20 protein-coding genes, 3 tRNA genes and 1 riboswitch are annotated in these 25,823 nt (G+C 59.0%); of the genes, 6 read left to right on the top strand and 17 right to left on the bottom strand.

Features of this window, described 5'->3' with window-relative positions; translation table 11 throughout:
• Positions 1-30: 30 nt before the first annotated feature.
• A tRNA-Gly gene (locus tag SM764_RS07485) sits at positions 31-104 on the bottom strand.
• A gap of 315 nt (positions 105-419) precedes the next feature.
• Here SM764_RS07485 and SM764_RS07480 point away from each other — a divergent pair.
• The gene (locus tag SM764_RS07480) at positions 420-1,112 is read left to right on the top strand and encodes a CbiX/SirB N-terminal domain-containing protein (protein ID WP_369001424.1); all 693 of its coding nucleotides are present in this window, start codon (positions 420-422) and stop codon (positions 1,110-1,112) included.
• Between the two features lie 89 nt (positions 1,113-1,201).
• Here the strand turns inward: SM764_RS07480 and SM764_RS07475 are convergent.
• Positions 1,202-1,305 (bottom strand) — tRNA-Ala (locus SM764_RS07475).
• 381 nt (positions 1,306-1,686) lie between these two features.
• On the opposite strand from SM764_RS07475, the gene SM764_RS07470 reads away from it, so the two are divergent.
• Positions 1,687-2,469, top strand: a complete 783-nt coding sequence (locus SM764_RS07470) for a toll/interleukin-1 receptor domain-containing protein (protein WP_369001423.1) — start codon at positions 1,687-1,689, stop codon at positions 2,467-2,469.
• Positions 2,470-2,743: 274 nt separating this feature from the next.
• On the opposite strand, the gene SM764_RS07465 is transcribed toward SM764_RS07470, so the two are convergent.
• Positions 2,744-2,968: a hypothetical protein gene (locus tag SM764_RS07465; RefSeq protein WP_369001422.1), complete on the bottom strand. Its 225-nt coding sequence runs from the start codon at positions 2,966-2,968 to the stop codon at positions 2,744-2,746.
• A gap of 369 nt (positions 2,969-3,337) precedes the next feature.
• On the opposite strand from SM764_RS07465, the gene SM764_RS07460 reads away from it, so the two are divergent.
• The 3 genes from SM764_RS07460 to SM764_RS07450 all read left to right on the top strand — a co-directional run bounded on the left by SM764_RS07460 (position 3,338) and on the right by SM764_RS07450 (position 6,122).
• Positions 3,338-4,096, top strand: coding sequence for a hypothetical protein (locus SM764_RS07460; RefSeq protein ID WP_369001421.1), 759 nt, complete (start codon positions 3,338-3,340; stop codon positions 4,094-4,096).
• An 858-nt stretch (positions 4,097-4,954) separates the two neighbouring features.
• A complete protein-coding gene (locus tag SM764_RS07455) occupies positions 4,955-5,128 on the top strand; it encodes a hypothetical protein (protein WP_369001420.1) in 174 nt (57 codons plus the stop codon).
• Positions 5,115-6,122: a tyrosine-type recombinase/integrase gene (locus SM764_RS07450; RefSeq protein WP_369001419.1), complete on the top strand. Its 1,008-nt coding sequence runs from the start codon at positions 5,115-5,117 to the stop codon at positions 6,120-6,122. Before SM764_RS07455 ends, SM764_RS07450 begins: the two co-directional genes overlap by 14 nt.
• Positions 6,123-6,511: 389 nt before the next feature.
• Here the strand turns inward: SM764_RS07450 and SM764_RS07445 are convergent.
• The 14 genes from SM764_RS07445 to SM764_RS07380 form a co-directional block, all read right to left on the bottom strand.
• A tRNA-Cys gene (locus tag SM764_RS07445) sits at positions 6,512-6,585 on the bottom strand.
• 138 nt (positions 6,586-6,723) lie between these two features.
• On the bottom strand, positions 6,724-8,337 hold the full coding sequence (locus SM764_RS07440) for an AMP-binding protein (RefSeq protein ID WP_369001418.1): 1,614 nt from the start codon (positions 8,335-8,337) through the stop codon (positions 6,724-6,726).
• A 1-nt stretch (position 8,338) separates the two neighbouring features.
• On the bottom strand, positions 8,339-9,499 hold the full coding sequence (locus SM764_RS07435; protein WP_369001417.1) for an acyl-CoA dehydrogenase family protein: 1,161 nt from the start codon (positions 9,497-9,499) through the stop codon (positions 8,339-8,341).
• Positions 9,500-9,585: 86 nt separating this feature from the next.
• Positions 9,586-10,389 carry an enoyl-CoA hydratase family protein gene (locus tag SM764_RS07430; protein WP_368947000.1) on the bottom strand — a complete coding sequence of 268 codons (804 nt, stop codon included), beginning with the start codon at positions 10,387-10,389 and terminating at the stop codon, positions 9,586-9,588.
• A complete protein-coding gene (locus tag SM764_RS07425) occupies positions 10,386-10,841 on the bottom strand; it encodes a MarR family winged helix-turn-helix transcriptional regulator (RefSeq protein ID WP_065270826.1) in 456 nt (151 codons plus the stop codon). Before SM764_RS07425 ends, SM764_RS07430 begins: the two co-directional genes overlap by 4 nt.
• Before the next feature lie 2 nt (positions 10,842-10,843).
• Positions 10,844-11,599 (bottom strand): SDR family NAD(P)-dependent oxidoreductase, encoded by a 756-nt coding sequence (locus SM764_RS07420; protein WP_369001416.1) that lies wholly within the window; start codon positions 11,597-11,599, stop codon positions 10,844-10,846.
• A complete protein-coding gene (locus tag SM764_RS07415; protein WP_369001415.1) occupies positions 11,596-13,890 on the bottom strand; it encodes a bifunctional salicylyl-CoA 5-hydroxylase/oxidoreductase in 2,295 nt (764 codons plus the stop codon). Before SM764_RS07415 ends, SM764_RS07420 begins: the two co-directional genes overlap by 4 nt.
• A 704-nt stretch (positions 13,891-14,594) precedes the next feature.
• Positions 14,595-16,835, bottom strand: coding sequence for a phosphoenolpyruvate--protein phosphotransferase (ptsP, locus tag SM764_RS07410; RefSeq protein ID WP_065270829.1), 2,241 nt, complete (start codon positions 16,833-16,835; stop codon positions 14,595-14,597).
• 44 nt (positions 16,836-16,879) lie between these two features.
• Positions 16,880-18,118, bottom strand: coding sequence for an aspartate kinase (locus SM764_RS07405; RefSeq protein WP_065270830.1), 1,239 nt, complete (start codon positions 18,116-18,118; stop codon positions 16,880-16,882).
• Between the two features lie 166 nt (positions 18,119-18,284).
• Positions 18,285-19,733, bottom strand: a complete 1,449-nt coding sequence (locus tag SM764_RS07400) for a TrkH family potassium uptake protein (protein WP_065270831.1) — start codon at positions 19,731-19,733, stop codon at positions 18,285-18,287.
• Between the two features lie 50 nt (positions 19,734-19,783).
• The gene (locus tag SM764_RS07395; protein WP_369001413.1) at positions 19,784-20,620 is read right to left on the bottom strand and encodes a hypothetical protein; all 837 of its coding nucleotides are present in this window, start codon (positions 20,618-20,620) and stop codon (positions 19,784-19,786) included.
• Between the two features lie 203 nt (positions 20,621-20,823).
• Positions 20,824-21,927 carry a GTP cyclohydrolase FolE2 gene (gene folE2, locus SM764_RS07390; RefSeq protein WP_065270833.1) on the bottom strand — a complete coding sequence of 368 codons (1,104 nt, stop codon included), beginning with the start codon at positions 21,925-21,927 and terminating at the stop codon, positions 20,824-20,826.
• A 183-nt stretch (positions 21,928-22,110) separates the two neighbouring features.
• Positions 22,111-23,313: an O-succinylhomoserine sulfhydrylase gene (gene metZ / locus SM764_RS07385; RefSeq protein WP_274867269.1), complete on the bottom strand. Its 1,203-nt coding sequence runs from the start codon at positions 23,311-23,313 to the stop codon at positions 22,111-22,113.
• 58 nt (positions 23,314-23,371) lie between these two features.
• Positions 23,372-23,448: riboswitch (SAM riboswitch) on the bottom strand.
• Between the two features lie 232 nt (positions 23,449-23,680).
• Positions 23,681-24,631 carry a LysR family transcriptional regulator gene (locus SM764_RS07380; protein ID WP_065270835.1) on the bottom strand — a complete coding sequence of 317 codons (951 nt, stop codon included), beginning with the start codon at positions 24,629-24,631 and terminating at the stop codon, positions 23,681-23,683.
• Positions 24,632-24,722: 91 nt separating this feature from the next.
• Here SM764_RS07380 and SM764_RS07375 point away from each other — a divergent pair, with 91 nt between their 5' ends.
• A complete protein-coding gene (locus SM764_RS07375; RefSeq protein ID WP_369001412.1) occupies positions 24,723-25,787 on the top strand; it encodes a maleylacetate reductase in 1,065 nt (354 codons plus the stop codon).
• Positions 25,788-25,823: the final 36 nt, after the last annotated feature.

Below are 25,823 nucleotides of genomic sequence, written 5' to 3'. Positions count from 1 at the left end.
AAACATCAAATCAGCGCATTGGTGAATTTCTGGAGCGGGTAGCGGGAATCGAACCCGCACCTTAAGCTTGGAAGGCTCTTATGATACCATTTCACCATACCCGCTCAGAGTAATCCGTGATTTATTTGAAGCCGCAGGTGAGGTCAACCACCTTCTTGGCCACAAAACCCAGGATAAGGGATGCGCGCCCCTCCTGGCGCGAAAACTTCTATAACAAAGGGGCTTGCGTGGAATTCCTGCCCGAACCTGAGGGCAGCACACGCCCGCTCCAGCGGTCATGTCCCATCAATGTGCAACCGGCTGCGGCTCTGATCTTTCGGCCTTTGTCACAATCAGGATAGACAGGCGCCTGAGCGGCCCTAACTGTCACCCATCCCCATCGTCTTGCCGCCACAATCGCTGCCTTGGAAACTGCCTCCATGACCACAAAGACCGCCATTCTGACATCCCACGGGCAACCTTCGGCGCCAGAGCCGCCGGAACGCGCCCTTGCGGCGTTGGCGGCAGAGGTGGCGGTGCATCTGCCAAGTTGGGATATTCGCTCCGCCACCCTGGCCAATCCCGGCAGGCTGGATGCGGTGATGACAGACGACGCCATCATCTACCCCTTTTTCATGGCCCGGGGCTGGTTCACCGCAAAGGTCCTGCCCGAGCGGCTGTCGGGACGTGATTACACCATGGCCTGCCCCTTTGGGCTGGATCCCTCCCTGCCCGATCTGACCGCAGCTGCCCTGCAAGACGCGCAAAGAGAGGCCGGATGGGTCGAGGACAACCTCTCCGTGCTGCTCGCCGCGCATGGCTCCGCCCGCGGCCCAAAGGCAGCCGAAGCCGCAGAGGCATTCGCCACCCACCTGCGCGCGCTTCTACCCGGCGCCCAGATCAGCCCCGCCTTTGTGGAGCAAGCCCCCGGCATCGACACGGTTGCACGCACCCTGCCCCGCCGGACCCTGTGCCTGCCGTTTTTCGCTCAGGCCGGTGATCACGTACGCGAGGACATTCCAGAGGCTCTCAACAGCGCCGCGTTCGCGGGACAGGTCCTGCCGGTTGTCGGCGCCCTGCCCGGCACCCCTGCCCTGATCGCAAAGGCCATTGCCGCCGCCGACAGCGGGTAAGACCAGCCAATCAATCGGCAAGCCATGACAGACGCATGCCAGCTAGCCGACATCTGCTTGTTTTCCGGAGCTATGTCGCTGTTGGTATTTGGAGGCGAGTACCGGAATCGAACCGGTGTACACGGATTTGCAAGAGTAGGTATGCCTCTGAAAACATAAGAAAACATGTTTAGGCAGGCATCCCAATTGCACAGAACATAGCATGAAAGTTTAGACGCTTTCTGCACCTTTTTTGGAGTGACCCCACACAGCCCAACCACGACATTCATGCAAGGCGCAGCGAAGGGGCTGCTGCGAGCGCGAAAGGCTCCCCGAAAGCGGACTTTTAAGTCTGCTCAGTAGACCCAGGCGATGTTGCACCCTGGACTGATGTCAGCGAAGCGCAGAAAACAGACCTCGCAAATGAGGGGCGGGCACACGATCTGAGGAAAAATTCTGGCCCTTAGCCGACCTTCGTGCCATTTTTTGAGCGCATGTAGACGGGTCCAGTGTGGGCAAGTCAGCTTGAGAAACTGGAAATAGGCGCTTCGCAAGAATAGTTGCGGGCTGGAATTTAGACGGGGATGATTGGATCATGATATTTATTAGCCACACCTATGGGGACAAGCCGGTAGTCGAGCCCGTAGCAATGCGCCTCCGCGAAATTTTTGGTGAGGATAAGGTTTTTTATGATGCATGGTCCATTCGGCCAGGGGATGGAATTATTGAAAAGATGAATAAGGGCCTGACTGATCCTCGCTTTGTTTTCTTCTTTGTTTCCGAAGCCAGTTTGAAAAGCAAAATGGTTGAACTGGAATGGCAGAACGCGCTAATGAAAGCGACCAAGGGAGAATGTAAGATAATACCCGTCCGGGTAGACGACACGCCGATGCCAGCTCTGCTCACCCAAACGCTGTACATTGATATGTTTTCGAATGGGATCGATATCGCGACCCAGCAGATCATTGGAGTAGTACAAGGAACCAAGGGGTTTGAGCCCGCGCATGAGAAGTTCTCCAATTTAACATGGTCGACAGAGGGCACTACGACTAAAGAGCTAGTGATTTCGATAGGCGCGTCTCACCTCATGGAGCCAAACCCCTATTTTTTGGTTCTCCTGGATAACGACAACAAACAAGTGAATGTAAAACTCACCAATGGCAGTCCTTCTGTCGGTGGTTATAATCCGGGAGTTGTCGTTTCAGGTGTTAAGGTAAATGCTTGGGCAATTGCTCCTATGGGGGGAGCAATCACCCCGAAACACCCACTCCAGCTAACGGTAACATCGAAAGATGGGAGTGCGATTGTGCTTCGTGGCATCATGCATAAGTCTAGTGGCGAAGAATATACCACTATTCCCCCAAGCAAGGTCTTCTGAGGAACCTTAGGCAACCTCATTCGCGCAAAGCGCGAAAATCCGTCGATACGTTACAGAGCGTAGTTTGGACGTGTTCCGCAGAACGACCGTTATATGTCAATGGCTGAGACGGGTTCGCGTCTCGGGGAAACGTCCGCTACGGGCTGCCCTCCGCCGATACTGCGGCGGAGGGCAGCCCGGTAAGGGGAGCAGATCAGCCACAGACAGCACAATAAATAGTCGCTTTATGTGGGCAGGGTGGCCCGTTGCGTATGGATCCAGGCACCAGCCTCTATTAAAGCCGGGCCTCATAAAGTTTCTTTACGTTCCTGTTGATAAAGGAGTTCAGCCCTTCACCAGCTTGGGCGAGTTCTATCATAGTCTGAAGGTTTGAGGCTCCAACTGACGCTAGGCTATAGCGGTAAGCAGCACCTCCGTTGAACACTACATCAATGTAGTCTTTGCCGATCTCATAAGAAAACACGTTGGAGTAGCCGCCCCTGTTTGCGTATCTAGTCATGCCAATCCTCCCCCAAAATGCCTATTTCGACTTTAGGTTGACTGGATTCAGAGCAGAAGACAACAATTGAATTTAAAAAGCGGCCGACCGGTTCTATGTACGTCATGCGAGCGTGCGTTTGGGGTCGGTACCCGAGCAAGTTGCACCATACATGAACGGCAGCTTTGGGATGACTGGCGTCATCTGGCGACGGAGACTAAGTGCGGCAACCCAGCAACCCAGCAACCCGGTGCCTCAGCGCCGCAAGTCGGCTTCGCGCCCAAAGTACTGGGTGCTGGGTCGCGCACCAATGTCTGCTTTCCGAATTTCTATCCAAATTACGATCCCAAGTAGGTTCTGCTGACCTTTTGAACGTGCTATAGAATTCCCATGAACGATGCGTTGTCACGATTGCAGAAGAAAATTTCCGGCGACGGCCCAGCCGAGCGCCAAATTCTCTTGATGAAGCTTCTCCATGAATTTGAGAATGCCCCAGATTTTGGCAACAAGTATATCTCCGACGCCTCATCACCACAACAGCAATGGATCGCGCGCGTGGGTGCGCTGCTGGCGAGGGTGGGATTTGAACATAAGCTTGCATTCCAGAGTTCAAAGCGCACCAGCGTCCAGTTTTGGCAAGTTGTACGAGAGCCAATGCGACAACAACTGTTGGCAGCCGCCGAAGAAATCAAACTTGAGCTAGAATTGGATGGACACGAAGATATCGGTCAGGTTTATGAGGCTCAACAACAATATGATTTCTTACGCGACCTCACAGAGATCATTTTGGGGGCGGAATACGAAATTCTTATCGTCGACCCATACTTCGATGGCGGTGCATTTGATACGTACCTTAGTGGGATTGGAAATAGCTGCGGTATTCGTGTTCTATGCGGGAAGTACTCAGCTGATGTTGCTGGTCGCATCGCCGCCTTCAAATCTCAGTTTGCTGTGGAACCAGAACTAAGAAAAACCAAAGATATTCACGACAGACTTGTCATCTTAGACGGTTCAGACTGCTGGATTGTTGGCGGCTCGATCAAAGATGCCGGAAAAAAACCGACCTATCTTGTTCCTTTGCAGCCAGGTATCGCACCGACAAAGATAGGCATTTATGAAGCTCTTTGGCGGAGTTCCCAACCTGTTTGAATGCACACAACTGTCCATTGAGATTTCGTGATTCATTTCCAAGAAGAGACATTCTGCAGAGTGCTACAAACGTCAACTCCGTCCGCTCAGTGGACGATAGACGGTACTTGAAGGTTGCAGGCGCGGCGAATGGCGGCTTCTCCTGATGCGTGTGCAACGCGGAACCTCCGCCCTAATGGCAAGAACCAATACTTTGCCAATGTCGCTATCTGCGCATAGCCGCCACTTGTTCAGCACAAAAGCTGATTGACTATACCCAAACAGGGGCCACCTCATTCGTCAGAGAGGCGTTTAGACGGCCCCTCAGAGCGGCAAGTCAATCAATTCGCACCCCATACCCACAGAAAGCACGAAAGAGGCTCTCAGAACGTGCTTTAATTCACCGCCACAACTACACCTTCCCGCTTGACGCTCCCAGCAAAGGAAGGCCAGCATAGCCCTGCTCCCCCGCAGACTTCAAATATCGGAGGGGGCGCAGGGCGGGCGGCACAGCATACCCCCACTTGATCCTGTATGCATCTACAGACACCTTTTGCACAAATCCCGTGGCAAAACAGGCTCTCAGTCAGACCCAAGCTCTCACTTTCCACGCTGAAATCGTCGTCAATAAAAAACGGAAAAAGGGCCGCGCCACTCGCCAACCTAAGCGCGCCTTGTTGCAAAAGTGTCTCAATGCCCTGTATGCACTTACCGACACGTTAGAACGTTTCTAACAAGAAAATATTCTTGCTTTCTTGTCGCCGAATCCCGGCCTGTCTAGATTCTTCACACAACAGTTTGCATGGGCGCACCACGCACATTCACCGCCAAGGTGCGCGAACTTAGATCATTAACACGGCCTTTGGATTAGGTGACGACATGGCAGGGACAACAATTGAACAAAAGGCCATTGGCCTGCTCAACGCCTTCGAGCGGGCTGGAAAAGCGGTGGCACGTATCTCTGTCGAGGGGCGAAAAATTGAAATCATCCTCTCGAAACCGACCCCCAAAGACGAATACGAGAGGATAGATATGCGCCATGGCAAAACGTGAACTTCCCAAGCATGTCTATCGCCAACGTAACGGAATTTACTTCCAGCGGCGCGGATGGCCGTCCAGAAAATTCCAACACGAATTTGGCACACCAGAGTTCTGGAAAGAGTACGCGGATATCCTGGCAGGCAGGGCAGAGCCAAAGCGGATCAATGTGCGGAATTTCTCGGCACTGATCCGCGACTATCGAACCTCACCACGCTACAAACGGCTCAAACCTCGCACTGCTCTGGACTACGATAAGTATCTCGATTTCTTCCTGTCCATCATGGCCGATGCAGTTCCTGCCAATATGAAACGCAAGGATGTGATCCGCCTACGGGATGCAAATGCTGAAAAACCTTATTTCGCAAACTACTCACTACGCGTTCTTCGGGTCCTCATGGAACACTGCGTTGACCTCGGCTGGCGGGAGAGCAATCCGGCAAAAGGTGTTTCCGAACTCAAGACCGACAAAAAAGAGCGCGAACCATGGCCGCAGGAACTGCTACAATCCTACCGTGAGGCATGCCCCTTGGGGACAAGAGAGCGGCTCGTCATGGAGTTATGCGTTGGAACAGGGCAGCGCATCGGGGACGTTCTCGAAATGCGCTGGTCAGACATTCAGGACGGCGGCTTTGTCATTCGGCAGAATAAGACCGGCAAGGAACTCTGGGTTCCGATCCTGCCCGAACTGCAATCGGCTCTGGACGCAGCCAGTCGGCATTCGGTTTTCATCCTTACCAATGAACGCGGTACCAATCGCTGGTCTTATCGTGGAGCCTCACAGGCCGTCAGAAACGTCAGAGAGCGCATCGGGGCCATTCGCTATGATATTCATAGCTGGCGCTACAACGCCGCCTGTGAGCTGGTAGAGGCCGGATGCAGCGATGATCTGGTTGCTTCGGTGACCGGTCAAAGTCCCGCGATGGTGCTGCACTACACCAAGAAGGTTCGCCAGAGGATCAGAGCGCTACAGGCGCAGCAGAAGCGAACCGGAGTTAGCAAAGCTTAGGCGGTTGTACAGTTCTCGAAATCGGCCTCGCGGTACACTTGATGAAAGGCTTCTGAAATGAGCGAACACGGCGCAATCGCAGTTGGAATGATAGCAGGCATCGCGGCGCTTGTCCTAATCGTGTGGTTTTGCATCCTTCTTCCAGCAGATATGGCCCGCGAACGGAATCGGGATCCCCTCATTTGGGTACTTATTTCTCTCGTGGGCAGCCCACTTCTAACTATTCTGCTTCTAATCGCACTGGGTGAGGTCGCGCCCTCTAGCGAAGAAGCCAAAGAATAATCATTCACTCCCCGTCGCAGAACAGAACAAAAACAGAATGTTTAGACATTTGTTTAGACGCTGACGCCTTAGCCCACATCGCATCGGTATAAGTCATTGAAAATAAATGGAGGCGAGTACCGGAATCGAACCGGTGTACACGGATTTGCAATCCGCTGCGTCACCACTCCGCCAACTCGCCTTCTGCCCTGTCGCCAAGGTCTTTGTGGTGTGGCGCTGGAAGTAGCGTGATTCATTTCCAAGCACAAGGCCAAACCTGCATTCCGCGCCATTCATGGACAGCACTTGTCCCATCTTCGGGACAAACGCCAGTGAAGGTTCAACCTTTCAGGCGGAACCTCTGGATTTTTCCGGTTTCCGTCTTGGGCAGCGCTTTGGTGAAGACCACGGAACGCGGGTACTTGTAGGGCGCAATGCTCGCCTTCACATGGTCTTGCAACAGCTTGGCCAGCGCATCCGAGGGCATATGTCCGGCGGTCAGCACCACATGCGCCTCGACGATCTGACCGCGCGCCTCGTCCGGGGCGCCGACGACAGCGCATTCAGAAACGGCTTCATGCGCCAGAAGCGCGGCTTCCACCTCGGGGCCGGCAATATTGTAGCCGGAGGAGATGATCATATCGTCATTTCGGGCGGCGAAATGCAGGTAACCCTCTTCATCCATGACAAAGCTGTCGCCAGTGACGTTCCAGCCGTCCTGGACATAGGTTTTCTGGCGCTCGTCCGCCATGTAACGGCAGCCGGTTGGCCCCTTGACCGCAAGGCGGCCAATCTCTCCGCGCGGCGCCTCATTCCCATCGGCGTCCAGCACCCGAACCTGATAGCCTGAGACGGGTTTGCCGGTGCAGGCGGGCTTGTGGTCGGTGAACCGGTTGGTGATGAAGATATGCAGCATTTCGGTGGCACCGATGCCGTCCAGCATCGGTTTTCCGGTCTTCGCCATCCAGTCATCATAGACCGGCGCCGGCAGGGTTTCCCCGGCCGAAACAGCCGCCCGCAGGGACGACAGATCGGCGCCGTCCTCCATCGCCTGCAGCATCACCCGATAAGCAGTGGGCGCGGTAAAGCAGACGGTCGCCTTGTATTTCTCAATGATTTCAATTAGGTTTGGCGGTGATGCATTTTCCAGCAGCGTCGCGGCAGCGCCAAAGCGCAGCGGGAAAATTGCCAATCCGCCAAGGCCAAAGGTAAAGGCCAGCGGCGGCGAGCCGACAAAGATATCCTCCGGCTGCACATCAAGCACTTCGCGCGCATAACCGTCCGCGATGATCAGAAGATCGCGGTGGAAATGCATCGTCGCCTTGGGCGATCCCGTGGTGCCCGAGGTAAAGCCCAGCAGCGCCACATCATCGCGCCCGGTTTCCACCGCATCAAAGGTCACCGGTTTTTCCAGCGCCAGGCGGTCAAGTTCCGCATCGTGGTTGGAGGTGCCGTCAAAGCCAACCACCGAGGTCAGGAAGTCCGAGGTCTTGGCGCAGGAGACCAGTTCATCCATCAGCCGCGTATCGCAAAGCGCGTGGCTGATCTCTGCCTTGTCGACGATGGCGGCCAGTTCCCCGGCGCGCAGCATCGGCATGGTGTTCACCACCACCGCGCCCGCCTTGGTCGCGGCCAGCCAGCAGGCCACCATGGCCGGGTTGTTGGCCGAGCGGATAAGCACCCGATTGCCGGGTTTGACGCCGAGATCCTCGGTCAGCACATTGGCCAGCCGGTTGGTCCAGTCCGACAGCTCCTTGTAGGTGCGGCGGCGTCCGTTGCCGATCAGGGCGGTGTGATCGCCAAAGCCCTTTTCCACCATGGCATCGGTCAGCTCGACCGCGGCGTTCAGCCGTTCCGGGTAGTCGAAGCCCTCCAGCAGGAATTCGGGCCACTGGTCCGCAGGTGGCAGGTTATCGCGGGTGAAGGTGTCGCTATGTGCGGTCGGTCCCAGCATCTCATTTGCCTCCTTCAAAGGCGCCAAGTGTCTGGCGCGCGATCACCACCCGCTGAACGTCCGATGCGCCCTCATAGATGCGCAAGGCGCGGATATCGCGGTAAAGTTCCTCGACCTTCTGACCATGGCGCACACCGTCCCCGCCGTGCAACTGCACCGCCTTGTCGATGACCTGCTGCGCCTGATCGGTGGAAAAGAGCTTCGCCATCGCCGCTTCGCGGGTCACGCGGGCTGCACCGGAATCCTTGGTCCAGGCGGCGCGGTAGACCAGCAGAGCCGCCGCATCCACATCCAGCGCCATATCGGCGATATGCCCCTGTACCATCTGTAGATCAAACAGCGGCGCGCCTTGGACCTGACGGCTGGTGACACGGCTCAGCGCCTCGTCCAGTGCCCGGCGGGCAAAGCCAAGGGCCGCGGCCGCAACGGTGGAGCGGAAAACGTCCAGAACCGACATGGCGATCCGGAACCCCTGCCCCGGCCCACCGATCATCGCGCTTGCCGGGATCCGGCAATCGGTGAAGCGCAGGGTGGCGAGCGGGTGCGGCGCGATCACCTGCTGGCGTTCGACCACCTCGAACCCCGGCAGCCCGGCAGGGACGATGAAGGCGGACAAACCTTTGGCGCCCGGTCCCTCTCCGGTGCGGGCAAACAGGGTGTAAACGTCCGCAATCCCGCCGTTTGAGATCCAGGTCTTTTCTCCATTCAGAACATACTCATCGCCATCCAGCGTCGCTGCCATTGTGGAATTTGCCACATCCGAACCAGATTGCGGTTCCGTGAGCGCAAATGCCGAAATCGCCTGCCCGGAGCGGGTCAGCGGCAGCCATTCTGCCTGTTGCGCTTCGTTGCCGAACAGGGAAATCGCGCCGGTTCCAAGCCCTTGCATGGCAAAGGCAAAGTCGGCGAGCCCATCGTGACGGGCCAGAGTTTCCCGGATCAGGCACAGGCTGCGCACATCCAGGGTTTCACCGGCTGGCGCGCCGGAATGCTGCGCCCAGCCGCCCTTTCCAAGCGCCGCCACCAGCGCTCGGCAAGCGGCATCGGTGTCCGAATGGTCGATCCCGCTGACGGTCTCGGCCGCCCAGGCATCCAGATCCGCTGCCAGCGTTCTGTGCCGGTCCTCGAAGAATGGCCAGTTCAGAAATGTCCGGTCCGCCATGATGAAACTCCCCTTTGGCTGTCTTGTGCAGCTCTTCTCCGTCAATGCGAATCCCGCCGCGGCATAGACCGGGCGGGCGATAGAACTCAGTCTCCTTCGAAGACCGGTTTTTCCTTGTTTACAAAGGCATGGTAGGCGCGCTCAAAGTCCGCTGTCTGCATGCAGATAGCCTGCGCCTGGGCCTCGGCCTCTATCGCCTGTTCGATGGACATCGACCATTCCTGCGCCAGCATTGTCTTGGTCATCATGTGACCAAAATTCGGCCCCGCCGCGATCCGCGTCGCCCACTGGCGCGCCTCTGCGGTCAGTTCTTCGGCCGGGACCAGCTTGTTATGGAAACCCCAGGCGGCGCCTTCCTCGGCGCTCATCGAACGGCCAGTATATAGCAGTTCAGCCGCGCGGCCCTGACCGATAATCCGGGGCAGGATGGCGCAGGCCCCCATATCACAGCCCGCCAGCCCGACGCGGGTGAACAGAAACGCCGTCTTGGCCTCCGGCGTGGCAATACGCAGATCCGACGCCATCGCGATGATCGCCCCGGCGCCCACGCAGATACCATCAATCGCCGCAATCACCGGCTTGCCGCAATTCACCATCGCCTTGACCAGATCGCCAGTCATCCGCGTAAAGGCCAGCAGTTCCTTCATGCTCATCTTGGTGAGGGGGCCAATGATATCATGTACATCGCCGCCCGAGCTGAAGTTGCCGCCATTGGAGGCAAAGATCACCGCCTTGATGTCATCGTCATAGTGCAACTCGCGGAACCAGTCGCGCATCTCTGCGTAGCTTTCAAAGGTCAGCGGGTTCTTACGTTCGGGCCGGTCCAGCGACACGGTCGCAATGCCATCTTCGACGTGGCAGAGAAAATGTTTGGTATCCGTATTGATCATCGGCTTTCATCCTTGTTTTCCAAACGGCGGGCGACAGCATCCAGCGCCTCGGCCATGGTCTGCGCCGCCTCGGGGGGCACATCCGCGAACATCTTGTCGATCCAGGCCTCGTGCGCTTCGGCCTGACGTGCGAATTCGGCGCGGCCCTGCTCGGTCATCCGCACCAGGCTGGCGCGGCGATCACCGGGCACCGGTTCGCGCTGTACATGGCCATCCTCGACCAGACGTTCGATGATGCCGGTCACGTTGCCGTTCGACACTTTCAGCACGCCAGAGAGCTGGCTCATCTTGAGCCCGTCTTCGTGCTGGACCAACGCTGCCATCACATCGAAACGCGGCAGGGTGGTCGAAAAATCGCGGCGCAGGTTTTCGCGGATCTCGCTTTCCACCGCGCGGGTCGCCTTCAAAACCCGCAGCCACAGCCGCAATCTGTCTTTTGAGGTTTCCGCCACGTTCAGATCTCGCCTCCTGATATGGGCAGGGCAGAGCCGTTCACCGATCCCGCCCCCTCGCTTGCCAGCCACAGCGCCGCTTCGGCAACCTCGGCGGGCTGGATGAAACGACCCTGCGGGTTGCTGGCGCGCAGTGATTTTTCCGCCTTCTCCGGGGTCATCCCGGTCTTGGCAACGATATTATCCACCGATCTTTGCAGGAGCGGCGTTTCAATGAAACCCGGACAAATCGAATTTACCGTGATGCCGGTGCGTGCCAGTTCCAGCGAAAGCGCCCGCGTCAGCCCGATCACGCCGTGCTTTGCCGCGCAATAGCCTGAAACATAGGGATATCCCTTTAGCCCAGCGGTCGAGGCGATGGCGATCATACGGCCCCAGCCTGACTCTTTCATGTCCGGCAGCGCTGCCTGCCACAGGTTGAAAACCCCCGCCAGATTGACCGACAGGGCGGCGCCGAAATCCTCGGCGCTCATCCTGTCAAAGGGTTTGGAGGGCGCCGCCCCGGCATTGGCCAGAGCGATGGCGACAGGTCCGTTCTTGGCCGCTGCCTCGGTGAGCGCCGCCTCAACAGCAGCGCGGTCGGTGACGTCACAGGTCAGCGGCAGGGCCTTGGTCGCCGCGCTGACCTCTTCCAGAGGCTCCATACGGCGCCCCAGGATGGTCACCCGGGCGCCCTGGCCCGCGAATTGCGCGGCCAGTTCGGCGCCAACGCCAGAGCCACCGCCAGAGATGACGACGTGTTTGCCCGCAACGCTCATGCCCGGATGACCTCTGCGTCGCGGTCCGCCAGACGCCAGGCCTGATCGCGGCCCGCCTCATAGGGCAGCGGCCAGACGGCCTGCCGATCCCCGATCCGGGTTGCCTCGTGAAGCGTCCAGTAGGGATCCGCCAGATGCGGACGCCCCACACAGATCAGATCGGCGCGGCCGGCCATCAGGATCGAATTCGCATGATCGGCCTCGTAGATATTGCCGACAGCCATGGTCGCGATGCCTGCCTCATTCCGGATACGGTCCGAAAACGGCGTCTGGAACATCCGCCCATAGACCGGTTTGGCGTCGATCGAGGTCTGACCGGCAGAAACGTCGATAATGTCGGCGCCAGCCTCCGAAAATGCCTTGGCGATCTCGACCGCCTCTTCCGGGGTTACGCCTTCGTCGCCGATCCAGTCGTTGGCCGAGATCCGGACGGACATCGGTTTATGGGCAGGCCAGACGTCACGCATCGCCTTGAAGACCTCCAGCGGGTAGCGCAGGCGGTTTTCCAGCGAGCCGCCGAACTCATCCTCACGAATATTGGATTTTGGCGAGATGAAGGAGGAGATCAGATAACCATGCGCCGCATGAAGTTCGATCATGTCAAATCCAGCGCGCTCTGCCATCTCGGCGGAGGCCACGAACTCGGCCTTCACGGCTTCCATTTCCGCGCGGGTGATTTCGCGCGGGGTGGCGTTATTGGGCGACCAGGGCAACGCCGAGGCTGAGACCAGATCCCAGTTGCCCTCTTTCAAGGGTGCGTCCATCACTTCCCAGCCAACCTGGGTCGAACCCTTGCGGCCCGAATGGCCGATCTGGCAGCAAATCTTGGCCCGGGTCTCGCTATGCACGAAATCAGTCAGACGGGTCCAGGCGGCCTCATGTTCGGGCGCGTAAAGACCGGGACAGCCGGGGGTGATCCGTCCTTCGGCGCTGACGCAAGTCATTTCGGTGTAGACCATCCCCGCGCCGCCCTTGGCGCGCTCACCGTAATGGATCAGGTGCCAGTCCGTCGGGCAGCCATCCACCGCCTTGTACTGTGCCATCGGGGAGACCACGATGCGGTTCTCCAGCGTCATGTCACGCAGTTTATAGGGGGCAAACATCGGCGCACGCACCGGCGCATCGGCCGGAACCCCTGCCCGTTCCTGGAACCACTTTTCCGCCGATTTCAGCCAGTCCGGGTCGCGCAGGCGCAGATTTTCGTGGGAGATCCGCTGCGAACGTGTCAGCAGGGAATAGTTGAACTGAACCGGATCCATATCCAGATAACGTTCAACTTCCTCAAACCATTCCAATGAGTTACGCGCAGCCGACTGCAGGCGCAGCACATCAAGGCGCCGCTCGTCCTGATAGCGCTCAAAGGCGCGCTCCATCGACGGCTCGACCGTCAGCAGCTCGGCCAGGGCAATGGCACTATCAAAGGCCAGCCGCGATCCGGACCCGATCGAGAAATGCGCCGTGGCCGAGGCATCACCCAACAGCACGACGTTTTCATGGTGCCATTTTTCGCACAGCACCCGCGGGAAGTTGATCCAGACAGCCGATCCGCGCAGGTGGTCGGCGTTGGACATCAGGTTGTGACCACCCAGATGGTCGGCAAAGATCTCTTCGCAGGTGCGAATGATCTCTTCCTTGCTCATGTCCTCAAAGCCCCAGTTGTCCCAGGTCTCTGCCGAACACTCCACGATCACGGTCGCCGTATCCGCATCGAATTGGTAGGCGTGGATCCAGACCCAGCCGTGTTTGGTGTTTTCGAACACGAATGTGAAGGCGTCATCGAACTTCTGATGGGTGCCCAGCCAGATAAACTTGCACGGGCGCACGTCGATATTGGGTTTAAAATGTTCCGCGAACTCATTGCGGACGCTGGAATTAAGTCCATCACAGGCGACCACGATGTCATAGTCATCCTGATAGTCCGCTGCCGGTCCGACCTCGGTTTCAAACTGCAGGTTCACCCCGAGCTCCCGCGCGCGCTCCTGCAGGATCAGCAGCATCTTCTTACGCCCGATCCCGGCAAACCCGTGACCGCCGGACACTGTACGCACGCCGTTGTGCACCACCGCGATGTCATCCCAATAGGCAAAGTTCCGACGGATTTCGGCGGCGCTTTCAGGGTCATTTTCCGCAAGATTTTCAAGCGCATCATCGGAAAGGACAACACCCCAGCCAAAGGTGTCGTCCGCCTTGTTGCGTTCGAACACTGTCACTTCGGCGTCCGGCTGACGCAGCTTCATTGAAATCGCGAAGTAGAGCCCCGCGGGACCACCTCCCAAACAGGCAACTTTCATGATCCTACCCTCCGCATGAGATTGTTATGTTGAGATCAGGATAAGCGAGACGACAAACACTTCAAGCTTAAAGTTTCATACTTGAAATTTAAACGCCCCATTCCGGGGCCCGTCGTTTACCACTTGGCAACCAAGAGAAGGTAAAATTGAATGCAACTACTTTGAAATTTGCAGGGCATGCAGAGATCCCATTCCCGCAATTGGTTTGCCTTTTGTGTTTTTACATCAATACACAGGCATCATCCATTAATGTGGATAAACCTGGGATAACTGTGGGATAAGACATCCCGCTTGGCGAGATCGTGAGCCACATCACTATGCGATCCGGCGCCCCACTGCCAATCTGACGCAGACCTCACCGGATATCCTTCGAACCTTCGCCAGAACAGAAGCCCCTCCTGTGGATGAACATGTGGGCAACATTTGAATGAATCTGGCAAACCAGTCAAAATTATTGAATTTTGTAAATTTGGAGGAGTCAAGGACGATTAAATGTCAAATTTGCTAATATTTTAGACAAACCTTATCCCCCCGCAGTTTCATCTGATTCCCCACTGTCCTCCCCTAAAATCCAGCATCACAAACGGTTCGGCTGACTGTAGCGGCTAATGGGACAAGCGCCTGGCCAATCTGCGGCAACCCAGCAGAAAAAGGCCCCGTTTCCGGGGCCGCGCCATTATTTACTGTCAGAAAGGTCGCCGCGCTCAGAGCTCCCGCAGGTATCGCATCACAGCAGGTCTGACGGATTGATCGCCCCGGTGGCGGGAGTCCGAAATAATCTTGCGAACATCTGAAAGGTTAACACGCATTAACAAAGACTTGACCGGCCCAATTGAAGCAGGCCGCATCGACAGCGTCCGGATACCCATCGCAGCAAGACAGACAGCCTCGATCGGCCGCCCAGCATCTTCGCCGCAGAAACTCAGCGGTGTTTCGAACCGGTCGCAGCGCTCCACGATCTGCTCGATAAAGGTCAAAAAGCTGACGTTCAGCGTGTCATAGCGTTTTCGGACGCGCTCATTCTCTCGGTCGGCAGCAAAGAAGAACTGCTTCAGATCGTTGCCGCCGATCGAAAGAAAATCGACTTCTTCAAAGAACTTATGCGGCGCAAATGCCAGCGAGGGGGTTTCCAGCATCGCCCCCACTTCCAGCCGTTCCGGCAGCGCGTGGCCAAGGATTCGCTCGCGCTCCAGCGTTTTGTCGATCTCCTGGCGCGCAGCACGGTATTCTTCGAATTGCGCAACAAAGGGGAACATAATCGACAGCGGCCGCCCATTGGCCGCCCGCATCAACGCCTGCAGCTGCATGCGCATGACGCCCGGTTTATCGAGACCCACCCGGATCGCCCGCCAGCCGAGGGCCGGGTTCGGCTCATCCGTCGGTTTCATATAGGGCAGAACCTTGTCCGACCCGATGTCGAGCGTCCGGAACACCACCCGCTTGCCGTGCGATGCATCCAGAACGCGCTGATAGAGCGTCACCAGCTCAGACCGCTTAGGCATCTGATCACGCACAAGAAACTGCAGCTCGGTGCGGAACAGCCCTACCCCTTCGGCGCCAGAGCCTTCGAGCGATGGCAGGTCGGCCATCAACCCTGCGTTCATCAGCAAGGTGACGTGTTGCTCGTCTTGCGTAATGGCAGGTTTTTCCCGGATCGAGGCATAGCGCTCCTGGGCATCGGCCTGCATCGCGATCTTGTCCCGAAAGGCGCTAACCACGGTTTCATCCGGGCGCAGGTGCACGACCCCCTGATCGCCATCCACCATGATATGATCGCCGTTCAGCGCCTCGGTGGTGATGCGTTTGGCGTTCACCACCAGAGGAATCGCCAAGGCCCGCGCTACGATCGCCGCGTGCGAGCCGACGGAGCCTTCCTCCAGTACGATGCCGCGCAGCGAGCGACCGTATTCCAACAGCTCGGCCGGGCCGATATTGCGGGCAATCAGGATCGGGTCCACTGGCAGATCGGCGCCGGTTTCGGCGCCCTGCCCGGTCAGAATCCTAAGCAGGCGATTCGATAGATCATCAAGATCACTCAGCCGTTCGCGCAGGTAGGCATCCTGCACCTGAGACATACGCGCCCGGGCCTGGGACTGTTCCTTTTCAACCGCGGCCTCGGCGCTCAACCCGCGCGAGATGTCTTCTTCCATGCGCCGCATCCAGCCTTTGGAATTGGCGAACATACGATAGGTTTCAAGAACTTGCAGCTGATCCTTGTCTCCGTTTTCAGAGATCTTCAGCATCTTGTCGACACCAACGCGCAGCTCTTCCACTGCTTCGTTCAGGCGCTCCAGCTCTCGGTGCGGATCATCGGCAATCGGGTTGGTTACCACGACGCGCGGTTCATGCAGCCAGACATGGCCTTCGGCAGCGCCTTCTTGCGCGGCAGTTGCACTCAGCAGAACCGGCTGCTGGTGCATCGGAGACAGGGCTGCGCCCTCGCCCACAAAGGCACCGAGTTCCGCCATTTCGGCGATCACCATCGCCACCACTTCGAGCGCGTAAACCGCATCAGAGGAGAATTCGCGCGCTTCCTTGGACTGAACGACGAGCACGCCCATCATCTCGCCCAGACGCTGGATCGGAATGCCGAGGAAGGAGGAATACCGCTCTTCGCCGGTTTCCGGCATATAGCGGAACCCCTTGGCGTTCGGGGCATCGGGGGTATTGACCACCTTGCCGTATCTGGCCACCCGGCCCACCAGACCTTCGCCAATCCGCATGCGGGTCTGGTGCACGGATTCGACGTTCAGACCCTCTGTCGCGCAAAGCTCAAGCGTCTCGTCATCGCGGAACAGGTAGACCGAGCAGACCTCGGTCCCCATGCTGTCAGCAATCAGGTGAGTGATCTTGTCCAGACGGGCCTGGCCAGGGTCATCCCCGGCCATGGCCTCGCGCAGGCGGCCTAGCAACCTGCGGCTCTCGGATTCAGTACTTTCGACCATGGGCCCTGTTCACGTGGTTATTGTGCCAGGCAGCCCACGCACGATCAGGCTGCCTTATCCAGTTCAAAGGCATCATGCAGTGCCTGAACAGCAAGTTCCATGTATTTCCGGTCGATGAGCACGGAAATTTTGATCTCTGAGGTTGTAATGACCTTGATATTGATCCCCTCATCCGAGAGCACCTTGAACATCTTGGCCGCCACGCCCGATTGCGAGCGCATGCCAATCCCTACGACCGAAACCTTTGCAACGTCCTTGTCGGCGACCAGTTCGGCGTAGTTGAGATCGCCTTTTTCCTTGCTCTCCTGCAAGGCCTGTTCGGCGCGCGCCACCTGATCGGTGGGGCAGGAAAAGGTCATATCCGTGCGGCCCTCGTCCGAGATGTCCTGCACGATCATGTCCACATTCACGCCTGCATCAGACAGGCAGGTAAAGATGGTTGCCGCAATGCCGGGACGGTCGGCGACCGATTGCACGGTCAGCTTGGCTTCGTCGCGGGAATAGGCCACACCGGCCACAACGTTGGATTCCATGATGTCCTCCTCGGCACAGACCAGCGTGCCAGCATTGTCATTTTGTTCTTCGAAACTGGACAGGACGCGCAGCCGTACCTGATAGCGCATCGCCAGCTCGACCGAGCGGGTCTGCAGGACCTTCGCCCCCAGAGAGGCCAGTTCCAGCATCTCTTCGAATGCGATCTTGTCAAGCTTGCGGGCCTTATCACAGATGCGCGGATCCGTGGTATAGACGCCATCCACATCCGTGTAGATATCGCAGCGCTCGGCATCAAAGGCAGCCGCAAAGGCCACCGCCGTGGTGTCCGAACCGCCCCGGCCCAGCGTGGTGATGCGCCCTTCGGGGCTGATGCCCTGGAAACCGGCAACAACGGCCACGCGCATGCCTTCGGCGAATTTGGCGCTGATATTCTCGGTCGGGATTTCTTCGATCCGCGCCTGGCTGTGGGCGCTGGTCGTCTTCAGCGGCACCTGCCAGCCCTGCCAGCTGCGCGCGGGAACATCCATTTCCTGCAGCGTCAGCGCCATCAGACCGGCGGTGACGTTTTCGCCGGAAGAAACCACTGCGTCATATTCGCGGGCGTCAAACAGCGGCGAGGTTTCATTGACCCAGCCAACAAGCTCGTTGGTCTTTCCCGACATGGCCGATACGATGACAATGACATCATAGCCTTTGGCCACTTCGACACCGACCCGCTTTGCCGCGCGCCGGATCCGGTCAAGGTTGGCGACAGAGGTGCCGCCGAATTTCATTACTAGAACGGGCATGGGGCATTCGTCTCCGTGCGCTCGCAGATTCCGATCACCGCCTCATAGGGGAGGTCCGTGATCAGGGCAAGACTGCGGATTGTAGCAATACAAGGGCCAAACCGCCGCAGGGGGCCCTGTCTGAGGCCCCAATCCCCTTTCACGCCCCCAGAGCTCCGGCACGGTGTCAGTTGCGCCAGAACCGCAACGTCAGGATCGCGTAGACCGCCATCAGTTCCAGACGCCCGATCAGCATGGCCGCGCTCAGGATCCATTTGGCCGCATCATTCAGGGTGGAAAAATTGCCCGCAGGCCCGATGATATCGCCCAGCCCCGGCCCGACATTGGCCACCGCGGTTGCCGCGCCCGAGACGGCTGTGATGAAGTCCAGCCCTGTCAGAGCCAGCCCCCAGGACACAACCCCCAGCGTCACCACGAAGAACATGAAAAAGGAAATCACCGAGCTGAGGACATCCGGCCCGACCGGGCGTCCGTCAAAGCGCGGAATGAAGATACCGTTGGGGGAGCGGATACGCTGGATCTGAACCCGGATCGAGGCAAACAGGATCTGATAGCGGAACACCTTGACCGAACAGGCTGTGGAACCCGCGCAGCCCCCGATCAGACCGATGAAAAAGAACACCATGATCAGGAAGCTGCCCCACTCCATATAGTCGACGCTGGCATAGCCGGTGCCGGAAATGATCGAGGTGATATTGAACAGCGCCTCGCGCAGAGCCTGCTCGGGGTGGTGCGGGAAGATATAGAGCAGCACGCTGGCGGTCACGATGATCAGCACCAGAATAGTGCCGAGAAAGGCGCGGATCTGGCTATCGCGCAGCAGCGGCTGCCCCTGCCCGTTGATCAACTGTACGTAGCGCACGAAGGGCAGCGCCGCCATGATCATGAAGAACGATGCCGCGTATTCGGCCGGACCGGAGAAGGTGCCGAAAGAGGCATCGTAGTTCGAAAAGCCACCGGTCGACATGGTGGTCAGGGCATGCACCAGCGCATCGAACAGCCCCATGCCCAGCACCACATAGACCACCATGCACAGCAGCGTCAGCGCCACGTAGATCAACGAGATCTGACGTGCGATCGTCTGCGCACGGGGCAAAATCTTCCCCATGGTATCAAAAGCTTCGGAGCGGAAGATCTGCATCCCCCCGACCCGTAGCTCGGGCAGAAACACCATGGCGACGACAATGATACCAATCCCGCCGAGCCACTGCAGGATACCCCGCCACAAGAGGATCCCCCGTGGCAGGTCATCGAGGCCGGAGATTACCGTGGACCCGGTGGTCGTCAGCCCCGACATCGCTTCGAAAAACGCATCTGTAAAGCTGAGCTCGGTCGCCCCCATCATCAGCGGGATCGCACCGAACACCGGCAGCGCCGCCCAGACCGAAGTGGTCAGCAGAAAGGTCTGACGAATGCTAAGCCCCTGCCGCACTGAATTGCCACAGCTGAGCGCCAGCAGCCCGCCCGCCAGAATGGTGATCAGGCCGCTTTCAAGAAACACCGGCCATTCGCCCTGCCCATCGTAAAGATCGATCAGGAACGGAAAGACCATCATGGCGCCAAGAATGACGACCAACAGGCCAATGACATATGCGACCGGGCGAAGATCCAACATGACGGGCAGCGTTGGCGCCCCCTGCGCAAAGTGTCAAGTCAAAGGCGGCGTCATGCCTTCTCGGCGTCACTCTTTGCCGCGGAGCGCTCTGGGAGCGCCGGAGGCTTGGACGGCGCGCGTTTTGCCTTGGATGCGGTGGATTGTGCCGGTGCCGCTGTGGTGGCTTCAGCCATATTCGCCTGTGGCGGAGTGGATGCCGCAGCGGACGGCTTGGCTGTCGCCTTGGCCGCAGCTGTGACCGCTGCGGGCTTTGTTGCTGCCGGTTTGGCCGAGGAAGTTTTCGTAGGGGAAGCTTTTGCCTGTGCGGGTTTTGCTGCTGCGGTCTTGGTGGGTGTTAGTGTCGCTGGTGCAGGCTTAGCAGGCGATGTTTTGGGCGCGGTCGTCTTCGCCGCTGTCGACTTAGGCGTTGTCGCAGCAGGCTTGGTTGTCGTCGCCTTGCGGGCCGCTGCCTTGTTCTCAGTCTTACTCGCAGTCGCTGTGGTGGCAGCCGCCTTGGGCGTTGCGGGTCTGGCCGCGACCGGTTTCTCTACGGCGGGTTTGGCAGCAGGCGATTTGCGCGCCGTAGTCTTGGCCGCCGGGGCGGCTTTGCTTTTGCGTACCGGACGCCGCGCAGGGATCTTGGTTTTGGCAACCGAACGTTCGCCGGTTGCCCGTTTCGCAGGTGTTTTCGCTTTTTGCGGCGCCGGGGCCGGAGCAGCAACAGCAGCCGGTCTGAACACCGCCGTTCCGGCGGTCATCAGTACATGCGTCAGGCGTATCTGTTCATAAGGCGCCTGAACCGCCAGCGCCGTCATCGCACGCCAGCATCGCAACTGTGTCCCGGCAGAATAGCCGACCCATTGCGGCAGCGTTGCAGGCTGATCTTGGAGGATGGGCGAAAAGAACATCGGGAACTCCTTACATCAAAGAGATCCGGCATGGATATCTGGCCAGCAGAAGGATTCCGTAGCCATCAGGGTCCGGACCTGATGGAAGGCTAACACGAGAATGCGGCAACGCAGCAAAAAAATGCGGCATTGCAGCGAAAATTCGTGCTTGAGTGATACCGGAACAGGCAGGAGGCGGCGCAACGTGCGCCGCTGCCAACCTGTTACCCCCGATGGATCAGGGTCGAGAACAAACCCGGATCAAGGCTGGTTTCGGCAAACAGTGGCCCTTGGGTCAGCACGCTGACTGCATCGTGGCTGTGCAGGCTTTCCTGATGGCTGGCCACCACGCGAAAATCGCCAATGCGCGGATCGCTTTGCAGGGCTTCGCAGAACAGGCGCGCTGCATCCTCGACAAAGATCGGGTTGGCAGCGTTCAGTTCGGCAAAGGCCTGTTCGTCCTCGCGCTTGACCATGACCTGCGTCTCGGTAGGCACCGCGCGGCGGCAATGATCGATCAGATCCTCGAACCACAGGCAGGGGGCCTCGGGGTCGATCTGCACCGACAGCCGCGCCACTGACCGCTGCGAATGCGGGGTTGCCAGTTGCCCGCGCGACTGGCGCGCGTGTTCCGACAGTTCCAGCGAACAGGGGCAGGTCGAGGAATAGACATAGTCCAGATGCACGATCTTGTTGCGCACCCCGTCCCGATCCACCAGTTCCAGCGCGATATCGTAATATTGATAGCCCGACAGTCCCGAACGCAGGCTGTCGATCTTCACCGGAAAGGAGAACCGCATCTGGATGCGCGCGTCCATGCTGCCGAGATCGCTGAGGTAATCCTCAAGCGCAGCCTCGATTACCTCAAAGCTGAAGGTCTTTTCCGCGTGTTTGTAAAAGGACCGCATAATCCGGGACATGTTGATGCCCTTCTTGTCGGCCTCGAGGCTGACGGTGCCGGTCACGCTGGTTTCCAGCGTCAGATCGCCATTGTCCCGTGTGTGAAAGCGAATCGGCAGGCGGAAGTTGGAAATCCCCACATGCTGGATCTGCTCATTGGCGCCCCGGATCAGGCTGGAGGGGCCGTTCTGCAGGTCGGGCAATGTGGCGCGATAGCCCTCATCCGCCACAAAATCCTCGGGGTAGTTGCGCGACAGATCGGGGTAGTTCTGCACCGCCCGCTCTGGCAGAAGCCGGGCAACGGCTGGGTCAAGCTGCGCAATTTCCGTCTGGGTGGCTGTCGCGGCCCATTGGCGAAGCGTCTCAAGAGCCGCCTCTGCCTCGGTCCGGTCCGGTGTCTCGTCCACGCCGCGCATATGGATATTCATACGACCACTTCCTCCGCTGCTGCTACGCCCCGGGGCGCAGCGATGTTCAGTATTACTCTGTTACGCGGGAAAACACAAAATGGATCAGACAAATACGGCAGGTTCCGGCCCGGAACTGACCCCGCACCACAAGTGAACCCGCCCCGGCCCGCGAACAACGCGGGCCGCAGCGTCCCCAACACTTCAGCCGCCGCAGGCATCCAATGCCTGCGTCAGATCCGCAATCAGATCCTCCGGATCCTCAAGCCCAACCGAGAAGCGCACCAGACCCGGCGTGATGCCCAGCGCCACCTTCTGATCATCGGGCAGCCGCTGGTGGGTGGTGGTGGCCGGATGGGTTGCGATGGATTTCGCATCCCCCAGATTGTTGGAAATCACCGGAATCGTCAGGGCGTTCAGGAAGGCAAAGGCCGCCTCCTTGCCACCCTTCAGATCCAGCGACAGGACCGTTCCGCCCTTGCCCCCCAGTTGCCGCTGCACCAGCGCGTTCTGGGCATGATCGGCTAGGCCGGGATAGATCGTCCGCGCCAGCTTCGGATGCCCCTGAAGGGCAGTCGCAATCTGCAGCGCCGTTTCGGCCTGCGCATTCACCCGCAGGGAAATCGTCTCCAGCCCCTTTAGCAGCGTCCAGGCGTTGAACGGGCTAAGGGAACCGCCGGTGTGCTTCATATAGGGCTCAACCGTGCCGCGGATGAAATCGCGTGTGCCAAGGATGACACCGCCCAGAACCCGGCCCTGACCGTCGATATGTTTGGTGGCCGAGTAGACCACCACATCCGCGCCTTGTGCGATGGCGTCAGAGAAGACCGGCGTCGAGAACACGTTGTCCACCACTACCGTCGCGCCGACGGCATGGGCGATTTCCGCGACCGCAGCCACGTCGATCACTTCCAGCGTCGGGTTCGACATGGATTCAAAGAATACCGCCTTGGTGTCCGGTCGTACCGCAGCGCGCCATTGCTCCAGATCGGTGCCATCGACGAATGTCACTTCGACTCCGAAGCGGGTCAGGATGTTTTCAAGGATATAAAGGCAAGAGCCAAACAGCGCCCGCGCCGAAACAACGTGATCGCCCGCCTTAAGAAGCGAGGTCAGCGCGCCATTGACCGCTGCCATGCCAGAAGCGGTGGCAAAGGCATCCTCGGCGCCCTCAAGCGCGGCGATCCGCTCTTCGAACATCGCCACGGTCGGGTTGCCATAGCGGGCATAGATGAACTCATCCGGGCCGGTTTCGATGAACCGGGCTTCGGCCTGTTCGGCGCTGTCATAGACAAAGCCCTGGGTCAGGAAGATCGCTTCGCTCACCTCGCCCCATTGGCTGCGGCGGGTGCCGCCGTGCACCAGTTTGGTGCGGCTGTTCCAGTTGCTGTCTTTCGTGTCGTTCATGGCACACACTCCTGCGCGTCGGCGCAATAAAAAACCCCATTCGGCCAAGCGAAAGGGGTTCCTTTGCGTCCTGACCTCTTTAGCGGTGTGTTTAACGTGGCCCGCAATCCGGTAACAAATCCCACACGTCCAAGATGGCAAACCTCAGAAATTCGGCGGGACAGAAACCTGAGAATTAACCAATTTCTTTCATGGGGTCTTTGCCGCGACCCTGCCCCTCTCACCAGCAGTTCGATTGGGGCGACCCCAGACGACCGGTAAGGCTTGCGCCTTAACGCAGGCCGCCGCAACTGCGCAAGTCCAAATGCACCGCCCCTCGTCAGATTGAGCAGGCCTCGCACTCGCGGGCCGCCCACACAGGCAGGTATCACCGTCTCCAGACGGCTTCGCGGCCGCGAACGTCGATCCTGTCGGCCAGACCGGAAAACTCACCCTTGAGGAACTTCTGAAACCGGGACACCGCGGGGCGCACCGGGCGGTCGTTGCGCCAGAGCAAACCCAGTTGCCGGTCCGGGTGTTCAAGCTTCACCGGCAGCGCTGTGACCATATTGGACGGTCGCTGCATGAACACCACTGAATAAGGCAACACCGTCAGCGCATCCGATCCGGACATGATGCGCAGGATCGCCGCCAGCGAGCCGCCAGTAAAACTGACGCGGAAATCGGTGATGCCTACGATCTCCAGCGCGTTTTTCAGGTCCGCATAAAGGGGGCTGCCCGCCGGGGGGGCGATCCAAGGGTATTGGGCGATATCTTCCAATCGAAACGTGGATTTACGCGCCAATGGGTGCGACGGCGCGCAGGCAATCACATTGCGGCCACGCAGGATCGGTTCAAACGACAGCTCTTCCGGGATGTCATCGCCGCGCATCGGGCAGATCGCCAGATCGATGTTCCCCGTCTTCAGCTGTTCAGACAGCTCCGCGAAATAGCCATAGCTTTGCTGGATCGCCACATCCGGGAAAGCAGATTGGAACGACGCGATCATGTAGGAGATCACTCCATCCATGAAGATGGGCGTCCCGGCGATCCGCGCGGTGCCCGCCTTGCCCCCTGAATAAAGCTCGGCTGCGATGCGCGCCGCCTCACTTGCCTGACCGATCACCCGGCCCTGTTCGGCCAGCGACAGACACAGCTCGGTCGGCCGCAGCGGCCGGATACCTTTTTCAAATAATCGTGAACCAAGCCGCGACTCCAGCATCGCAACCGTGCGCGACAGGCTGGGCTGGGACTTGTTTAGCGCGGCCGCGCCTTCACTTAGCCCGCCCGAGTCGACGATCGCTGCCAGGATGCGCAGGTGATTGGGATCGATGTACATAACATCGTGATATATTAAATGCCGTAATCTCGATCAACAGACCATTCACTGAGGTTTAACGTCCGGCACAACCGGAGGAGAAAGGTCTGAAATGACACAAGAGGCAGAAACCGCAACAGATGATGTGCGCGTTGTATTCCAGGCTGGGGTGAAGGACATCCTTGTCGCAGAGACTCAGCGGCTGGGCGCGAAGAACGCCCTCGTTCTGTCCACCCCTCAGCAATCCGACGCAGCGCTGGAAATGGCCGAAACACTGGGCGAACTGGCCGCTGGCGTTTTCTGTCAGGCGGCGATGCACACCCCCGTCACCGTCACCGAAGCGGCCATGGCCCACGCCAAAGAGGTCGCAGCGGACTGCATCATCTCAATCGGCGGCGGCTCGACCATCGGGCTGGGCAAGGCAATCGCCTATCGCACAGGCCTGCCGCAGATCGTGATCCCGACAACCTATGCCGGCAGTGAGGCAACGCCGATCCTCGGCCAGACCGAGAACGGCATCAAGACGACGCTGAGCCACCCCGAGGTGCTGCCCGAAGTCATCCTCTATGATCCCGAGCGCGTCGCAACGCTGCCGGTTGCCATGACCGTGACCTCGGCGCTTAACGCCATGGCGCATGCAGCCGAGGCGCTTTATGCGCGCGACCGCACCGAAAAGACGGTGCATCTGGCCATCGACGGGCTGAAGGCCTTCGTCGACGGCCTGCCCCGCGTTCTGGCCGCGCCTACGGATCTCGCAGCCCGCGCCGAGACGCAGCGCGGCGCATGGGCCTGTGGCACGGTGCTGGGCCAGGTCGGCATGGCCCTGCATCACAAGCTTTGCCACACGCTGGGCGGCTCATTCGATCTGCCCCACGCCGAAACCCACGCGATCGTTCTGCCCCATGCCATTGCCTATAACGCCCGCGCGGCAGCGACCGAACTGCTGCCGATCTGCGATCTTCTGGGCGGCGAGAATGCCGGGCGCGCCTTGTATGACTTTGCACAAAAACTCGGGGCGCCGCTGGCGCTGCGCGATCTGGGTCTGAAGGAGGAAGACCTGGACCGCGCCGCCGAACTGGCCACCACCAAACCCTACCCCAATCCGCAGCCTGTCACGCGCGACGATATCCGCGCGCTGTTGCAGGCGGCCTGGGCGGGAACGCCACCTGCCCACTGAACCGGGGCTTCGCGAACACTTTTGATGACGTCAGGG

Origin of the sequence: Pseudophaeobacter sp. 1A16562, assembly GCF_041008785.1 — a bacterium.
In the GTDB taxonomy this organism is placed as follows: Bacteria; Pseudomonadota; Alphaproteobacteria; order Rhodobacterales; family Rhodobacteraceae; genus Phycobacter; species Phycobacter gallaeciensis_A.
This window is presented reverse-complemented; position numbering and strand designations above follow the sequence as displayed.

Excerpts from the sequence above, each read along its gene's own strand:
- SM764_RS07480 (WP_369001424.1), top strand. The coding sequence starts at position 420 with ATGACCACAAAGACCGCCATTCTGACATCCCACGGGCAACCTTCGGCG.
- SM764_RS07470 (WP_369001423.1), top strand. The coding sequence starts at position 1,687 with ATGATATTTATTAGCCACACCTATGGGGACAAGCCGGTAGTCGAGCCC.
- SM764_RS07465 (WP_369001422.1), bottom strand. The coding sequence starts at position 2,968 with ATGACTAGATACGCAAACAGGGGCGGCTACTCCAACGTGTTTTCTTAT.
- SM764_RS07460 (WP_369001421.1), top strand. The coding sequence starts at position 3,338 with ATGAACGATGCGTTGTCACGATTGCAGAAGAAAATTTCCGGCGACGGC.
- SM764_RS07455 (WP_369001420.1), top strand. The coding sequence starts at position 4,955 with ATGGCAGGGACAACAATTGAACAAAAGGCCATTGGCCTGCTCAACGCC.
- SM764_RS07450 (WP_369001419.1), top strand. The coding sequence starts at position 5,115 with ATGGCAAAACGTGAACTTCCCAAGCATGTCTATCGCCAACGTAACGGA.
- SM764_RS07440 (WP_369001418.1), bottom strand. The coding sequence starts at position 8,337 with ATGCTGGGACCGACCGCACATAGCGACACCTTCACCCGCGATAACCTG.
- SM764_RS07435 (WP_369001417.1), bottom strand. The coding sequence starts at position 9,499 with ATGGCGGACCGGACATTTCTGAACTGGCCATTCTTCGAGGACCGGCAC.
- SM764_RS07430 (WP_368947000.1), bottom strand. The coding sequence starts at position 10,389 with ATGATCAATACGGATACCAAACATTTTCTCTGCCACGTCGAAGATGGC.
- SM764_RS07420 (WP_369001416.1), bottom strand. The coding sequence starts at position 11,599 with ATGAGCGTTGCGGGCAAACACGTCGTCATCTCTGGCGGTGGCTCTGGC.
- SM764_RS07415 (WP_369001415.1), bottom strand. The coding sequence starts at position 13,890 with ATGAAAGTTGCCTGTTTGGGAGGTGGTCCCGCGGGGCTCTACTTCGCG.
- ptsP (WP_065270829.1), bottom strand. The coding sequence starts at position 16,835 with ATGGTCGAAAGTACTGAATCCGAGAGCCGCAGGTTGCTAGGCCGCCTG.
- SM764_RS07405 (WP_065270830.1), bottom strand. The coding sequence starts at position 18,118 with ATGCCCGTTCTAGTAATGAAATTCGGCGGCACCTCTGTCGCCAACCTT.
- SM764_RS07400 (WP_065270831.1), bottom strand. The coding sequence starts at position 19,733 with ATGTTGGATCTTCGCCCGGTCGCATATGTCATTGGCCTGTTGGTCGTC.
- SM764_RS07395 (WP_369001413.1), bottom strand. The coding sequence starts at position 20,620 with ATGTTCTTTTCGCCCATCCTCCAAGATCAGCCTGCAACGCTGCCGCAA.
- folE2 (WP_065270833.1), bottom strand. The coding sequence starts at position 21,927 with ATGAATATCCATATGCGCGGCGTGGACGAGACACCGGACCGGACCGAG.
- metZ (WP_274867269.1), bottom strand. The coding sequence starts at position 23,313 with ATGAACGACACGAAAGACAGCAACTGGAACAGCCGCACCAAACTGGTG.
- SM764_RS07380 (WP_065270835.1), bottom strand. The coding sequence starts at position 24,631 with ATGTACATCGATCCCAATCACCTGCGCATCCTGGCAGCGATCGTCGAC.
- SM764_RS07375 (WP_369001412.1), top strand. The coding sequence starts at position 24,723 with ATGACACAAGAGGCAGAAACCGCAACAGATGATGTGCGCGTTGTATTC.